We start from the raw sequence: 14,827 nt of genomic DNA, 5'->3' as shown, positions 1-14,827 counted from the left end.
GCGCTTACGCTCGCTGGAGCGCGGGTTGGCACCAGGCCCCCAAACGCCGCCGGCCCCGCTCCAGCCTCCCCGAAGGGACGCCAGAACAGGGCCAGAGGTGCCGACTCGAACCTGGATTACTTCAGGTTGCCGATGGCCGCCTTCGCCATCTCGTCCATCTTCTTCATCAGGTTGGTGATCATCTCCATCACCTGCGAGTCCTGCTGAACCTTCTTCTGCGCCTCCAGGAAGCCACGCTGCTCCGGCGGGGCCTGGGCGATCATCGCATCCATCGAGGACTTCTGGGACGACGCGGTCGAGATGGCGGTGGAAACGATGTTGCTCATGCCGCTGGCCATGGATTTGCCCTCTGTCTGCGAGATGTGTGGAGAAGCTTTGAAGAGGTTATCGCAACGCCCGCCGCTGTGTTGCGTGCTCGCGATTTTTTCTTCTTTTTCGCCCGCGCCGTGGATCAGCTCGAGGCCCTCGGGCCTTGCGACTGCCCGGGCCCCCAAAACGCCGCCGGCCCTGCCCCAGCCTCCCCGAAGGGACGCCGGAACAGGGCCAGAGGTGCCGACTCGAACCTGGATTACTTCAGGTTGCCGATGGCCGCCTTCGCCATCTCGTCCATCTTCTTCATCAGGTTGGTGATCATCTCCATCACCTGCGAGTCCTGCTGAACCTTCTTCTGCGCCTCCAGGAAGCCACGCTGCTCCGGCGGGGCCTGGGCGATCATCGCATCCATCGAGGACTTCTGGGACGACGCGGTCGAGATGGCGGTGGAAACGATGTTGCTCATGCCGCTGGCCATGGATTTGCCCTCTGTCTGCGAGATGTGTGGAGAAGCTTTGAAGAGGTTATCGCAACGCCCGCCGCTGTGTTGCGTGCTCGCGATTTTTTCTTCTTTTTCGCCCGCGCCGTGGATCAGCTCGAGGCCCTCGGGCCTTGCGACTGCCCGGGCCCCCAAAACGCCGCCGGCCCCGCCCCAGCCTCCCCGAAGGGACGCCGGAACAGGGCCAGAGGTGCCGACTCGAACCTGGATTACTTCAGGTTGCCGATGGCCGCCTTCGCCATCTCGTCCATCTTCTTCATCAGGTTGGTGATCATCTCCATCACCTGCGAGTCCTGCTGAACCTTCTTCTGCGCCTCCAGGAAGCCGCGCTGCTCCGGCGGGGCCTGGGCGATCATCTCGTCCATCGAGGACTTCTGGGAGGACGCCGTGGAGATGGCGGTGGAGACGATGTTGCTCATTCCGCTGGCCATGATTTTTACCCTCTGGATTCGAGAAGCGTTGGGAAGCTTTGTACTGATTATCGGTGAGGCCCCGGAGGAGTTGCGTCCTCCCGATTTTCCCCGCCTTTTTCGCCCTACCCCGTGGATCAGCTCGAGGCCCTCGGGCCTTGCGACTGCGTGGGCCCCCAAAACGCCGCCGGCCCCGCCCCAGCCTCCCCGAAGGGACGCCGGAACAGGGCCAGAGGTGCCGACTCGAACCTGGATTACTTCAGGTTGCCGATGGCCGCCTTCGCCATCTCGTCCATCTTCTTCATCAGGTTGGTGATCATCTCCATCACCTGCGAGTCCTGCTGAACCTTCTTCTGCGCCTCCAGGAAGCCACGCTGCTCCGGAGGAGCCTGGGCGATCATCTCGTCCATCGAGGAACGCTGCGACGACGACGTCGAGATGGCGGTGGAGACGATGTTGCTCATTCCGCTGGCCATGGTTCTACCCTCCAAAAAGTGCAGCGAGTGGTTTGGAACGCGAGGAAGCTACAAGCAGATTATCCGGGGACGCTGCTGAGAGTTTCGTGGGGAATTTCCAGTTTTCTTCTTTCCCACGTTCAGCAGGTCTCCAGCCGCGTCCCGGACGCCTAACCCTTCAACTTTCCAAGGCTCGGGTTCTTCATCCACGCCTTGAAGGACTCGAGCTGCTGCTGCTCCGCCTTGGGATCAGACGGAGGCGCGGTCGAGGTGCCGTCCAGCGACATCGGACGCTTACCGCCCGACTCGAAGCCGTCCTTGGCACCAGCGGCGGGACGGGTGCCCGCGGCCGGAGCCGGGGCGGCGGGAGCGGCGCCAGCGGGAGGCGTGATCGCCAGCTTCGCGCCAATCTCGGGGTTCATCTGCATGACCGCGGTCTGGATGGTCATGCCGTAGGTGGTGATGCGGTACTGCAGGTACTCCACCACCTGGCCGAGGATGGGCGGCGGCGGCAGGATGGGGTCCTTCATGAAGCGGTTGAGCGCGTCCTTCACGTCACCGTAGAGCTGCTGATCCAGCGGCGCGGTGGGGGCCGTCGCGGCCACCAGCTTGCGCATGTTGCGCAGCACCTGCTGGAAGGTCCCCGTGGCCACCTTGGCCTGGGCCTCCAGGTCGACCAGCAGCTTCTCGCGCTTCACGGCCAGTTCCGGCGGCTCCGGCGGAAGCGGGGGGGGCTGTTTCGCATTCGTCGGGGTGGTCATTGCCTCTCCAATGGGTTGAGGTGATTACTCCAAGCTTAACAGACTATCCTGGACTCACATTCATTCGCGCGGCGCTCACCGACGCCCGAGGGCGGAGAGCATGGCACCAGCCTTGCGGATGACGGGATCGTCCTGCGGGGTCATCGCGGCAGCACGCCGCAGGTCTTCCATGGCCTGCTGCTTCTGTCCCATGGCCAACTTGACCTCGGCACGCCCGACGTAGACGGAGGCGTCCTGCGGGGCGAGCTTCGCGGCGACGTCGAAGGCGGCCAGCGCGCCCTGCCCGTTTCCGGCGGCCATCTCCACCACGCCCAGCGCCTTGGCGAAGTACACGTCGGTGGGGTTCACCGCGTACAGCCCCTGGAAGAGTGTGCGCGCCTCGCTCACCCGGCCTTGGTAGAAGAAGTAGTAGGCAGTCTTGGCGATGGCATGCAGTTCCTCGTCCGAGTAGCCGCGGACGTCGCGCAGCGTGGCCTTGCCATCCGCCCACCGCTGCAGCGACGCGACGAGCTTCGCCTCGTCCTGGGGATTCTCCGGGTCCAGCACCGCCATGCTCAAAAGCCCTCGTCCTTCTGCTCCGCCCACATGCGGCGGAGGATCTCCTGCGTCTCGCTGTTCACCTGGCCCACCAGATTGAGCATGGCGGACTCGCGGCTGAGCAGCGCCTTGAGGCGGTCCAGGCGGTCCGGCGGCGCGTTCACCTTGGCGAGCCCGCGCTCCAGCATCCGGCGCTGATCGCCATCGCCTCGACCCGCTACGCTGGCCAGCTGGGGCCGGTCACTGAAGCCCTCCAGGTCCGCGTCGTGCCCCTCGGGGTGCGGCGGCAGCGGCAGCCGCAGCTCCTCGGAGGAGTGCGCCGGCCCGATGAAGTCCAGCAGGGCCGCGGAGGCCAGCGCCGGGTTCTTCGGGTTGCCCGCCTTGCGGAGCTTCTTGCGCTCGAGCTGGGCCGGATCCACCAGCCGCTCGCGCACGCTGCGAGGTCCCCCCCAGGGCCACAGGGGTGCCTTGGGAGGCTGGTTATTGATTCTGGACATGGTGGGAGAACCTCACTCCAGGTGGGGGGGTGGCGTCCAGTCCCGTTCAGCTCCCGCCCGCCTGCTCATTCTGGAGGGCGAAGACGAAGTTGAGGACCTCGGCGACCGCGTCGTACAGCTCTTCGGGAACCTCTTGTCCCACGTCCACCCGGTACAGGGCGTTGGCCAGGGACACGTTGCGCATGACCGGGATGCCGTACTGCTTGGCAATCTCGCGGATCTTCTCCGCCTTGAGGCGCATCCCCTTGGCCACGACGCGAGGGGCGCCGTCGGTCTGCTTGTCGTACTTGAGCGCGATCGCAAGCTCGGCCTCGTCTTCACTGCTCATGGCGCCCTCTTCCGGATGGCGATGATAGCCGCATGGCCACTCACGCGCGCGCGGCCGGCGGCGGGTTCTTCAGCCCGTAGACGAAGTTGAGGACCTCGGCCACCGCGTCATACAGCTCCTCGGGGACCTCATGGCCCACCTCCACGCGCAGGAGCGCGTGGGCCAGGGGAACGTTGCGCAGGGCGGGCACGTCCGCGTCGCGGGCAATGGCCTTGATGCGCTCGGCCCGCGAGTCCATGCCCTTGGCCAGCACCCGGGGCGCGCCGTCCGCATCCCGGTCGTACTTGAGCGCCACGGCGACGTGGTCCGGGTTGGTCACGATGACGTCCGCGTCCTTCACGGCCTCCATCTGCGCGCCCTCCATGATTTCCTGATGGAGTTCCTTGCGCTTGGCCTTGTGATGGGGGTCGCCCTCGCTCTCCTTGTACTCCTTCTTCACCTCCTCCTTCGTCATCATCATGTCCTTCATGAAGGACTTGCGCTGCCACCAGATGTCGAAGATGCCGAAGAGGAGGAACAGGAGGCCGATGCGGACGCAGACCCGGTACACCAGCTCGCCCATGATGCCCATGATGGCGCGCGTGTCCTGACGCACCGTCTCCACCACCATGGGCATCGCGTCGCGCACGACGCCATAGACGACGTAGGCCGCGACGCTGATCTTGATGAGGTTCTTGAGCAGCTCGACGATGGCCTTCTTGTTGAACATGTTCTTCAAGCCGGCCAGCGGGTTGAGCTTGTCGAACTTGGGGATCAGCGGATCCATGGTGAAGAGCGAGCCCACCTGGAGAAACTCCAGCAGCCCCCCCATCACCGCCGCGCCCCCCGCCACCGGGACGGTGAGCAGCAGCAACGTCCGCACCGCCAGGTAAAGGGACTGCGAGGTCGCCTCGGCCAGCGTCTCGGGATGCGCGATGTGCTCGAACGTGAAGTGGAACAGCGCGGTGACCTCTTGCTCCACCGTGCTCCACGTGCCCTTCACGATGCCCAGGCCCGCGATGAACACGGCCACGCCCGTCAGGTCCTTGCTCTTCCAGACCTGCCCCTTCTTGCGCGCGTCATCGAGCTTCTTTTGCGACGGTTCTTCTGTTTTGTCGCCACTCTCGTCGGACATGGAAGAGCCCTCGGGAGCGCCTAGGCGAGCAGCCGGATGGCGTCCTGCAGCATGCGCAGCATGCCGGCCATCTCCGTCTGCATCCGCTCGATGACGAGCTGGATGGCGATGAACGCGATGAGCACGCCCACCAGCGGCTTGATGGACATGGAGATGAAGAAGACCTGGATCTGCGGCGCCACGCGGTTGATGGCCCCCAGCGCCAGGTCCGTCAGGAACGTGGCCAGCATGGACGGCGCGGCCAGCGCGAGGCTCACCCGCAGCAGGTCCGCGAACACGCGGATGATGAGGTCGAAGAACGGCCAGAAGCCGTGGCTGAAGTGCGGGAAGCCATGCAGCGGCACCGTCATGAAGCTCTCCGCCAGCGCCCGGATGACCATGTGGTGGCCATCCAAGGTGAGGAAAAGCACCACGGAGAGCTGCACGTTGAGGCTGGAGAAGAGCGAGACCTGCTGCCCGAGCTGCGGCACGTAGAGCTGCGCGTTGTTGCTGCCCGCCATCGTGTCCGCGAGCGTCCCCGCGACTCGGGCCGCGTCGAAGACGGTGTTGACGATGAACGCCAGCGCCGTGCCGAGGAAGACCTCTTTGATCAGCAGCGCCATGTACGGCAGCGCGCGCACGGGGATGTTCTGCATGCCCTCGCTGGCCACCGGGAAGAGCACCACGGCGAGCAAGAGGCCCACGCCCATCTTCACTTCGGACGGGACGATTTCCCCGCCCAGGAAGGGGCTGAAGATGAGCACGGGCATCACCCGGCACATCACCAACGCCACCGTGAAGATGACGAGCGAGAGGTTGGTGCGCCCGCTGAGCTGGGCGAGGGCTTCCGCGACGTTCATCGAGAAATGAGGGCCGGGAACCGGTCAAACACGTGGAACGTGAAGCGCAGCAGCTGACTGCCAATCCACGGCCCCGTCATCGCCAGCACCCCGAAGACGATGATGACCTTGGGCGCGAACGTGAGCGTCTGCTCTTGGATCTGCGTGGTGGCCTGGAACAGCGAGATGAGGAAGCCCACCAGCAAGCTGATGAGCACCGGCGGCGCCGAGACGACGAGCACCAGGAACAGCGCCTCCTGGGTGACGACCGTGAGCTGATTCATGGGGGCGAGTGCTCCTTACAGGTAGCCGATGACCAGGCCCTTGGCGATGAGGTACCAGCCATCCACGAGCACGAAGAGCAACAGCTTGAAGGGCATGGAGATGGTGGTCGGCGAGAGCATGTGCATGCCCAGGGCGAGCAGGATGTTGGCCACCACCATGTCGATGACGATGAACGGCACGAAGAGCAGGAAGCCGATCTGGAAGGACTCCTTCAGCTCGGAGACGACGAAGGCCGGGACGATGACCATGAAGTCCTTCTCCTGGACGTCCTGGCGATCCTCCTCTTTGCGCATCTTCTTGGCGAGGCTGTAGAAGAGCGTGCGGTCCTTCAGCGTGACTTTCTTCAAGAGAAAGTCGCGCAGGGGCTCCTTCGAGCGGTCGGCCGCGCTGAGCATGGTGCCCACCGTCTCCGACGAGAACACTCCGGGGCCGCGCGCCCAGATGTCCACGCCACCCGCCCGGTACATCTCCTGTCCCACGGGGGCCATGATGTAGACGGTGAGGATGACCGCCAGGCCGGTGATGACCTGGGTGGGCGGAATCTGCTGGGTGCCGAGCGCCGAGCGGACGATGGAGAGCACCACCGAAATCTTCACGAAGCTGGTGACCATCATCAGCGCGAACGGCACCAGCGACAGCGCCGCGAGCGCCAGGACGAGGATGAGCGGGCGCGACGTGAACGAGTCGGAGCTCACTGTCTCGTTGACGACGTGGTCCGGCACCACCGGTCCTCCCCCGGGCTTCTTGGCCGCCAGCGCGACGAGGGGGTGCAGCGAGACAGCGGCCGCGAACAGCCACGGCGAGACGCGGGAGACACGGCGGGCTGCGGGCGACGAGGAGTTCACGTGACGACCTTCAGACTCCCGGCGGCGTCGAGCCACCGGTCCGGCGGGAGAGGAGCTTCTGGAGGAAGGGACTCAGGGACACCACGTTGGAGGGCGGGCGCTCGGCGCGGATGCGCTCCACGGCCTCCCGGTCCAACTTCGACAACAACTGGAGGCCGCTCTCGCCGCCTCCGCCGCCCACGAGCAGGTATTCGTCCGCGGCCTTCACCACGAACAGCGTGCGGCGCTGATCCAACGGGACGCGCTCCAGCACTAAGATGACCGAGGGACGCCCCATGGGCACGCCCTGCAGGCCCATCAGCCGGCGCAGGCCCACGTTCAGCGTCAGGTAGATGGACGCCACCACCGCACCCAGCACGGCCAGCGTGCGCACCAGCGTCCAGGCGAGGCTCTCGGGCTCCTCGCTCATGCCCGCGGGAGCGCCCGTGCCCAGCTCCTGGGCCAGCTCCGCCTGCCGAGCCGCCGCTGAGTTCGCCCCGTCCGTCGTCGAGGGCGACGCCACCGGGGAGGTTGCCAACGCACGGGCCTCGCCGACGCCGGCATCCGCGACCGCGGTGGGAACAGGAGCGGGAACCGAGGGTCGGGCCGCGGATGCGCCTGGGGCGGGAGCCTGAGCCAGCACACCCGACGGAGCGAGCACCAGCGCGGCGCCGAGCGACAGGCGCGACAAGAAGAGACGGAACACTGCCATGGCTGGGGGGCGAGCCTAGTTCACCGGACGACGGACCGCCACGGTCCCCCACCCTTCCCGAGCAGTCCTGGCCGCCTGCCCGGGTCCACCGGGCTCACCCCGCCAGGGAGAGGATCCGCACGCCAAGCTGGCCCTCCATCTCCACCAGCTCGCCGCGCGCCACGACCTTGCCGTTGACGGACAGCTCCACGGGCTCGCCCGGCCCGCGATGCAGCTCGATGACCTGCCCCGAGCGCAACCCCACCACCTGCTCGGCGGTGACCGGCACCCGCGCCAGCTCCACGGCGACCTGCAGGGGCACATCGCCAAGCAAGTCGCTTCCCTCCGGCTTGTTCACGTCGTCCAAGGCCGCCCCTTCGAGTTCCGGAGGCATGTCCAGCTCCGGGTTGGTGAAGTCCTCGTCTTCTTCGCCCGGCGCGCTCGCCTCGGCCTCCGCCACCGCGCGCGGATGGCCCGGCTCGCCGAGGATGACGTCCGTGATGCGCGCCTGGTACTGCCCGTCCTCGAGGAAGACCTCGGCGGCCATGTACCCGGCCCGTCCGGAACCCAGCCGCAGCTCCGCGGTGCCGTTCTCGCCCCGGTCGGGCCGCGCCGACAGCGCGTCCACCAGCAGCACGTCCTTGATGCGGAGGCTCGCCAGGTCCTGCCCGGAGATCTCCGCCACGCCAATCTCCGCGCGCAGCCAGTCGCGCAGCGTGGACAGTCGCCGGGCATGGGCCGCCCAATCCGCCCGAGCCTGGGTCCGCCGCTGCTCGCTCTCCACCGACGGCTCGGCCGCCGCCAGCACCGCCGACGGCACCACGAACCGAATCATCCCGGAATGCGCCCCGAGGGACGCGTGCAGGTGCACGGCCAGCATGGGGCCGTCCTCGCCCAGCCGCGCGGAGACCTCGTCCACGCCTCGCGCCATGCCATCCAGCCGAGGCCGGGGCACACCGGGCTGGAGCCCAGGAGAAAGCACCTTGAGCGCCTCGAGGATGACGTAGCCCATCACGCCCTCCTCGATGTCGGACAGCGGCCGCAGGCCCACCGTCTCACCGGCGCCGCCCAGGAGCAGGTCCACGGTCGCGTGCGCCAGCGCCAGCTCGACCTCCATCACCGCGCGGCCCTTGAGGGCGCCCGGGGCCAGCACCGCGAGGAACGCGGGGTCTCCCAAGAATCGGCGCAGCTCCGCCATGGGCCGCACCTGCACGGACTCCACCGACAGGCGCACCTCCACGTCGAAGAGGCCCTTGAGGCGCGCGGCCACCGCCGCCAGCGTCCCCTCGGCGGGCCGCAACCAGCGCAGGCGCTCCGCCAGGAGGCCCTGCTCGCGCGACACCTTCTCCAGGTTCTGGAACGTGAAGGGCCGCCACGCCTTCTCCGGAGGCCGCAGCTTCCGGAGGTCCACCAGCATGGTGCGCTCGTTGACTCCAGGCTCCTCGTCGGGCCCGCCCATGCTCATGCCTTGGCCTCGAACTTCAACTGCTCGAGGGTCAGGCCGCGGCCACCCAGCGCGCTGCGGAGGCCTTCACCCTGCTCCTCCAGCATCTTCAGCACCTGGCGATCGCTGCCGCTGAAGACCGCGCTGATCTTCCCGTTGCGAGCGCTGACCTTGATGGACAGGCCGTTGAGCACGTCGCCGCGCAGGTCGAGCTGGAACTCCGCGTTGCCCGCCGCGTTGGTGCCGATGCGCACGCGCTCCACGATCTTCTGGGCGATCTCGCTCGCCATGGCGCGCAGCCGCTCCGAGCCCGCCGCGGACGGCTTGGGCTTGGCCACCGGCACGGGCGCCATCAGCGCGGGGTTGAAGCGGAAACCCGCCGCCACCTCGCCGCCGCCCTCTTTCTTGCCGTCCTTGCTCCCACCACCACCGCCCTTGCTCCCGCCCGAGTCCGACTCGGCCTTGAGTTCGCCCTTCTCCGAGCTGGCCCGGCCGGCGCTGGCGCTGGCCTTGGAGAGGTCGCCGTCGCGGGTCTCGGTGCTGCGGCGGTCCTCGCGCGACTCGACGTGGCGGGATTCGGCGCGCGCCTCGGCGCTGCTCGCGTTGGCGGAGGCCTGCTGGCTGGCGCTGCTGGTGCCCTCGCGCCCGGCGGTGCTCTCCGTCTGGGACTTGCCCCCCTGGTTGGCGCGCTCGGACTCGCCGGCCTGCTTCTGGGCCACGCGCTCGTCGAAGGTCTTCCCCTGGGTCAGCCCGCTCTGCGTGGCGCGCGCGAGCACCGCGCGGGCCAGGCCCTGAGGCTGGTGTGTCTGAGTGGCCTTCTCCGCCTGGCCCTGCTGGACCAGCTTGGAGAAGACGGACTCGCCTTCCTGGCGCTTCTTGGTCTTGGCCTCGGCGAGCTTGCGCTCCTGGATGAGGCGCTCGGCCAGCCTCGCTGCATCGCGATCGTCGTCGACTCGGCTCATGGCGTCATACCCGGGTACGAGGGGAGCGCGGGGAGGTTACTTGCGCTGGCGTGCCAGGAACAAGGCATTGCCAATCTCCTCCTGCGTCAGCTCCTCGCGCTGCTGGCGCTCGGCGCGGACCTGCTTCTGCCAGGTCTCCTTGTTCTTCTCGATGGCCTTCAGCTCCTTGGCGGCCTCGGCCATGACGTACCGGCGCTGCTCCACGGCCCGTTCGGCGGCCTTCACCACTTCCTTCTGGTGATCGATCTGGAGCGCCACCTGCGCCTCTTCGTCCTTGAGGCGCTCCTCGAACCGGTTCATCAGGTTCATGCCGTTGATGCCGGCCCCCTTGGCCATCACCTGCTGGAGGTACTCGGTCACGCGCGCCTTGCGCTCGCGCTTGCGGCGCTCCAGCTCTGCCTCCAGGCGCTGCTGCTCGACCTTTTCCTTCTCCAGGACCTTGATGGCGGCGGAGAAGGCCTGCTCCGCCTCCTCCTTGGCCTTGGAGCGCATGTCCAACAGGGCTTGCAACCGGTACGGGGGCATGGGGTCCCCATCCTATCCCGGATTGCGGCGCGCGCGGGCCTCCCCGTGGACGGGGGCGGGCCCTCAGTCCTGGAACAACTGGATGAGCTGCTCCACCGTGTCCTCGTAGGCCGAGTTCGAGTGGGTGTCCTGCTTGAGGAACTCGATGATGGAGTCGTACTTCTCGATGGCGTAGTCGGTGCGCGCGTCGGCGCCGGACTGGTAGGCGCCCAGCAGGATGAGGTCGCGCTGCTTCTCGTAGGTGGCGAGCGTCTCGCGCAGCTTCCCGGCCGCCTTCTTGTGGTCCTTGGAGACGATGCCGCTCATCACACGGCTGAGGCTGGCCAGCACGTCCATGGCGGGCCACTGGTTTCGCTCGCCCAGGGCGCGGTTGAGGATGAAGTGACCGTCGAGAATACCGCGAACCTCGTCCGCGATGGGCTCCTCCATGTCACCGCCGGCCACGAGGCAGGTGTAGATGGCGGTGCACTTGCCCTTCTCCGAGTTGCCCGTGCGCTCCAGGATGCGCGGCAGCATGGAGAACACACTCGGCGGGTAGCCTTGGCGGGCCGGGGGCTCGCCCACCGCGAGGCCAATCTCACGCTGGGCACGCGCCAGACGCGTCACCGTGTCGAGCATGAACAGCACGTTGCCGCCCCGCTCGCGGAAGTACTCGGCGATGGCGGTGGCGACGTAGGCGGCGCGCAGACGCACGAGGCTCGGCTGGTCCGAGGTGGCGCACACGAGCACGGAGCGCTTCATGCCCTCCTCGCCCATGGCGTCTTCGATGAACTCGCGAACCTCGCGACCACGCTCGCCGATCAGCGCGACCACGCAGAGGTCGGCTTGGGTGTTGCGAGCGATCTGCCCCATGAGGGTGGACTTGCCGACGCCGGAGCCGGCGAAGAGTCCCACGCGCTGGCCCTCGCCCACGGTGAGCAGGCCGTCGATGCAGCGCACGCCCAGGGGCAGCGGGCGCTCGATGCGCTGGCGCGTGAAGGGGTCCGGGCAATCGCGGTCCACGGACCAGTCAATCATCCCTTCCGGCAGGGGGCTGCCGTCCATGGGCTCGCCGATGCCGTTGAGCACGCGCCCCAGGAGTCCCTCGCCGCACTTGATGCTCAAGGGGCGCCCGGTGGGGATGACCTCGCTGTCGGGCCCGATGCCGAACAGCTCGCCCAGGGGCATGAGCATGACCTCATCGCCCTGGAAGCCCACGACCTCGGCCTTCACGGCGCCGCGCGTGCGGCTCTTGATGAGGACCAGCTCGCCCACGCGGACGTTGGGCACGCTCGCCTTGATGACCAGTCCGGTCAGCTCGGTGACGCGGCCACGGACGCGTACGAGCGAGGCGTCCTTGATCAGCTCGAAGTAGCGCGACAGGTCGATGGCCATGACGGTCGCCTCCGCCGGCCTAGGCCGGCCCTTCCTTCTTGGCCGAGTCCGGCAGGAGGATGTTCTGGAGCATCTCGAACTGGGTGGGCAGCTGCGCGTCCACCGTGCCGAACTCCGTCTGGACGATGCAGCCCACCGGAGCGACCTCCTGGTCCTCCTTGATGGCCAGGTCCACCGCGCGGCCGATGAGCTCCATCAGCACCGGCTTCTTGGCGCGCAGCACGGCCGCCGTCTTGGGGTGGACGCGCAGGACCATGGAGCGGGCGTTGCGCAGGTTGTCGATGGCGGACGCGCACATGTCCACCAGCAGGTCCGGGTCGCGCTCCAGGTCGCGGCCGAGAATCTTCTGGGCCACCTTGAGCGCCAGCTCGATGACGTCCCGCTCGTGCGAGGCGAGGATCTCCCCGGCCTGCATCTTCGCGCGGAGGATGATCTCCGAGGCCTGGGCGAGCCCCTCCTGGCGGCCCTGCTCCCGAGCCCGAGCGATCGTCTCCTCGCGCTCGCGCTGGGCCTCCGCGAGGATGCGCTCCTTCTCGCGCTGGGCATCTTCCAGGATGCCATGCGCGCCCTGGCGGGCCTCGAAGACCTCGGCGTTCATCACGCCGGCGCGGGGCGGACGCAGCACGGGCCGCTCCGCCGGAATGGCCGGCTCCGCGGTCCCATCCCCCTTGATTACCTTGCCGATCGCCATGGGCTGCTCCTTGGGGGGTGGATGCTAGCGCGTTCCGCCGCGCGGTCCACGCCCTCCTGGAGGCGGAGGTCCCGGCCGCTCGACTCCCGAACTCCCGCGGCGCCTCCCCACCGAGGTCCCCTCGTGACCCGGACGAAGCGCCGCCATGGACGCCGACGTGGCGGAGCGCCCCGCCACCACCCGAGGCGGCCGCTCGGGCTCCTCCGCCGGGCGCGCCACGGGGCGAGAGCCGCTGCGCGAGCGGAACACCCGCGAGCCATCTGGATCGCCCTCGGGAGCCGGCGCATCCGGACGCCGCTGGACGCGAGAGCCGGCGTCGGCCGCACTGGGACGACCCGGTCGCCCGACTCGAGACTCCGCTCCCTCTTCACGACTGGGAGGAGCCCCCCGCGCGGCGCCAAGCCGAGACGGCGGCGGGCCGATGCGAGCGCCATCGGGATCCGGTCGAGCGGCGCGCCCCTCACGAGACGGCGGCTCGCGGCGAGGCGGAGGGCCTATCGACGAACCTCGATCAGGCGGCGGAGGACGACGCACGCGCGAGCCATCCGCCGCCCCTTCGCCCTCCGGCCGAGGCATCGCCGATACCGCCGAGCCCCGCTCGGGAGGCGGAGGACGACGCACGCGAGAACCATCCGCCGCGCCTTCGCCCTCCGGTCGAGGCATCGCCGATACCGCCGAGCCCCGCTCCGGGAGAGGACGCCGCACCCGCGAGCCCTCCGCGTCGTCCTGTCGGGGCATCGAGGAGACCGCCGAGCCTCGCTCGGGAGGCGGGGGCCGACGCACCCGCGAGCCATCCGCCGCGCCCTCGCCCGCGGGGCGCGGCATCGCCGAGACCGCCGAGCCACGATCCGCCGACGGGCGCGGGCGCGCCTCATCCGCCTCGCCCTCAGGACGTCCTGGGCGGAACGAAGCAGCTCCGGCTCGGCGCGCGGCGCGCTCGGCCATGAAGTCACGGCGAGGCTCGCCTTCCGCGCCGCTCGCGGCCTCACCACCGCGCGCGCCTCCGCCACGCTGGGCGGAAGGCGGCCGCAGGGCCCCCGCCGGGCCTCGCAACGCCCCAGCGGGTGCGCGCAGGGCTCCACCCGGCCCTCGTGCCACGGCGCTGGCCCCACGCTCCGCATCGCCCCCAGGAGCAGCTGACGCGGGACGCGCAGGAGCAGGCCCAGGAGCCTCCGCGCGAGGAGCCTCCGCACGCGGAGCAGCGGCCGCGGGCTTGCGTGCACCGGGAGGAGGAGGAAGGACAGCGATGGGCCGCGGAGGCGGCGCCGTGAGCCGCACGGGGCGCTCGATGAGGCCACGCGTCACGAGCCGCTCCAGGTCCATCACGATGTCCGTGCGTCCGCCATCTCCACGCGCCGTCGGACGCGAGCGCTCCTCACGAACCCAGCGCGCGAGCAACTGCCCGAACTCTCCGCGATGCTTCTCCAACATGCGCGCGGCGAACTCGGGGTTCTGAGCCACACACGCGCGCGCGACGCGCTGGACACCCGCGCTGCGGATGGCACTCGCCAGGCTCGTCACGCCTCCATGCGCATCGAGCTGCGCCCGCGATTCCTCCTCGGGGAGCTTGCGCGGGGCATTGGCGGCCACGGACTTGGTCGCGAGCACGCGCAGGTCTGGAGGCAACTGCTCGATGGCCCCGTCGCGCTCGCCATCGGGCAAGCCCGCGAGGGCGGGCCCCAGCACACGGGCCCCGAGCCGATCACTCACCGTCAGGAGTTCGCGCGTCTGGAGCAGCAACACGTCCACGAACTTGAAGCCCGCCGCGGCGGCCCCTCCCGATTGCCGGGCCAGGACCTCCTCGAGCTTCCACCGGACGATGTCGAGGACCTGCGGCCGGATCTCCCGCGTGAGCTTCACGCGAGACGGCGGCAGGTGAGAACGAACGGCCTCCGCCACCGAGCCCGGCAGCGCGCGCAGCACCACCTCGGCCAGGGCGCCTCGTTCGCGCTGGAGCAGCGCCGCCACCCGCTCCGGATCCGCGCTCCAGAGCTGGCCTCGGCGGTCCTTCACCAGCCGCTTGATCTCCTGCACCAGCGCCGGGAGGCGCTTCTCACGGGGGACCTGGAGGAGTTCCTGCGCGCGATGGCGCAAGAGGTCCCCCTCCTCCTCCGGGAGATGCTCCAGCGCCGACAGGCTCTCCTGTCCACCGAACGTGACGGCGGTCAGCAAGAGCATCGTCTGGCGCTTGTTGAGCGAGGTGAAGAACGTGTCCAACGGTCACCTCGCGGGCCCGGCTGGAGCCCGCTGGAGGGGGGAGATGCGGCTCGGGAAGGAGCCGCGGTGGGTGCCCGGCGGAA

General features: G+C 68.7%; 19 protein-coding genes. All 19 read right to left on the bottom strand.

Going from position 1 to position 14,827, the window contains the following annotated elements; genetic code table 11:
- Positions 1-116: 116 nt before the first annotated feature.
- Positions 117-326 (bottom strand): hypothetical protein, encoded by a 210-nt coding sequence (locus JGU66_20335; GenBank protein MBJ6763123.1) that lies wholly within the window; start codon positions 324-326, stop codon positions 117-119.
- A gap of 242 nt (positions 327-568) precedes the next feature.
- Positions 569-778 (bottom strand): hypothetical protein, encoded by a 210-nt coding sequence (locus tag JGU66_20330; protein MBJ6763122.1) that lies wholly within the window; start codon positions 776-778, stop codon positions 569-571.
- Between the two features lie 242 nt (positions 779-1,020).
- Entirely contained in the window at positions 1,021-1,242 is a 222-nt protein-coding gene (locus JGU66_20325) for a hypothetical protein (protein MBJ6763121.1), read from the bottom strand.
- Between the two features lie 233 nt (positions 1,243-1,475).
- Positions 1,476-1,697, bottom strand: coding sequence for a hypothetical protein (locus tag JGU66_20320; GenBank protein ID MBJ6763120.1), 222 nt, complete (start codon positions 1,695-1,697; stop codon positions 1,476-1,478).
- A 149-nt stretch (positions 1,698-1,846) separates the two neighbouring features.
- Positions 1,847-2,437 carry a hypothetical protein gene (locus tag JGU66_20315; protein ID MBJ6763119.1) on the bottom strand — a complete coding sequence of 197 codons (591 nt, stop codon included), beginning with the start codon at positions 2,435-2,437 and terminating at the stop codon, positions 1,847-1,849.
- Positions 2,438-2,512: 75 nt separating this feature from the next.
- Positions 2,513-2,989: a SycD/LcrH family type III secretion system chaperone gene (locus tag JGU66_20310; GenBank protein MBJ6763118.1), complete on the bottom strand. Its 477-nt coding sequence runs from the start codon at positions 2,987-2,989 to the stop codon at positions 2,513-2,515.
- 2 nt (positions 2,990-2,991) lie between these two features.
- Positions 2,992-3,471, bottom strand: a complete 480-nt coding sequence (locus tag JGU66_20305) for a hypothetical protein (protein MBJ6763117.1) — start codon at positions 3,469-3,471, stop codon at positions 2,992-2,994.
- Positions 3,472-3,517: 46 nt separating this feature from the next.
- Positions 3,518-3,799, bottom strand: a complete 282-nt coding sequence (locus tag JGU66_20300; GenBank protein ID MBJ6763116.1) for an EscU/YscU/HrcU family type III secretion system export apparatus switch protein — start codon at positions 3,797-3,799, stop codon at positions 3,518-3,520.
- Between the two features lie 40 nt (positions 3,800-3,839).
- Positions 3,840-4,913, bottom strand: a complete 1,074-nt coding sequence (gene sctU, locus JGU66_20295; protein MBJ6763115.1) for a type III secretion system export apparatus subunit SctU — start codon at positions 4,911-4,913, stop codon at positions 3,840-3,842.
- A 20-nt stretch (positions 4,914-4,933) separates the two neighbouring features.
- Complete coding sequence (locus JGU66_20290) at positions 4,934-5,752, bottom strand: flagellar biosynthetic protein FliR (protein MBJ6763114.1); 819 nt, start codon at positions 5,750-5,752, stop codon at positions 4,934-4,936.
- Entirely contained in the window at positions 5,749-6,015 is a 267-nt protein-coding gene (gene fliQ, locus JGU66_20285) for a flagellar biosynthesis protein FliQ (GenBank protein ID MBJ6763113.1), read from the bottom strand. Before fliQ ends, JGU66_20290 begins: the two co-directional genes overlap by 4 nt.
- Positions 6,016-6,030: 15 nt before the next feature.
- On the bottom strand, positions 6,031-6,861 hold the full coding sequence (sctR, locus tag JGU66_20280; protein MBJ6763112.1) for a type III secretion system export apparatus subunit SctR: 831 nt from the start codon (positions 6,859-6,861) through the stop codon (positions 6,031-6,033).
- Between the two features lie 10 nt (positions 6,862-6,871).
- Positions 6,872-7,552: a flagellar biosynthetic protein FliO gene (locus tag JGU66_20275; protein ID MBJ6763111.1), complete on the bottom strand. Its 681-nt coding sequence runs from the start codon at positions 7,550-7,552 to the stop codon at positions 6,872-6,874.
- A 94-nt stretch (positions 7,553-7,646) separates the two neighbouring features.
- Positions 7,647-8,996: a type III secretion system cytoplasmic ring protein SctQ gene (gene sctQ, locus JGU66_20270; GenBank protein ID MBJ6763110.1), complete on the bottom strand. Its 1,350-nt coding sequence runs from the start codon at positions 8,994-8,996 to the stop codon at positions 7,647-7,649.
- Positions 8,993-9,937 (bottom strand): flagellar hook-length control protein FliK, encoded by a 945-nt coding sequence (locus tag JGU66_20265; protein MBJ6763109.1) that lies wholly within the window; start codon positions 9,935-9,937, stop codon positions 8,993-8,995. Before JGU66_20265 ends, sctQ begins: the two co-directional genes overlap by 4 nt.
- 36 nt (positions 9,938-9,973) lie before the next feature.
- Positions 9,974-10,462, bottom strand: coding sequence for a flagellar assembly protein FliH (locus JGU66_20260; GenBank protein ID MBJ6763108.1), 489 nt, complete (start codon positions 10,460-10,462; stop codon positions 9,974-9,976).
- A gap of 63 nt (positions 10,463-10,525) precedes the next feature.
- On the bottom strand, positions 10,526-11,836 hold the full coding sequence (gene sctN / locus JGU66_20255) for a type III secretion system ATPase SctN (GenBank protein MBJ6763107.1): 1,311 nt from the start codon (positions 11,834-11,836) through the stop codon (positions 10,526-10,528).
- Between the two features lie 19 nt (positions 11,837-11,855).
- Positions 11,856-12,527 (bottom strand): flagellar assembly protein FliH, encoded by a 672-nt coding sequence (locus JGU66_20250; GenBank protein ID MBJ6763106.1) that lies wholly within the window; start codon positions 12,525-12,527, stop codon positions 11,856-11,858.
- A 24-nt stretch (positions 12,528-12,551) separates the two neighbouring features.
- Positions 12,552-14,744, bottom strand: coding sequence for a hypothetical protein (locus JGU66_20245; protein ID MBJ6763105.1), 2,193 nt, complete (start codon positions 14,742-14,744; stop codon positions 12,552-12,554).
- Positions 14,745-14,827: the final 83 nt, after the last annotated feature.

The organism is Myxococcaceae bacterium JPH2, assembly GCA_016458225.1.
In the GTDB taxonomy this organism is placed as follows: Bacteria; Myxococcota; Myxococcia; order Myxococcales; family Myxococcaceae; genus Citreicoccus.
This window is presented reverse-complemented; position numbering and strand designations above follow the sequence as displayed.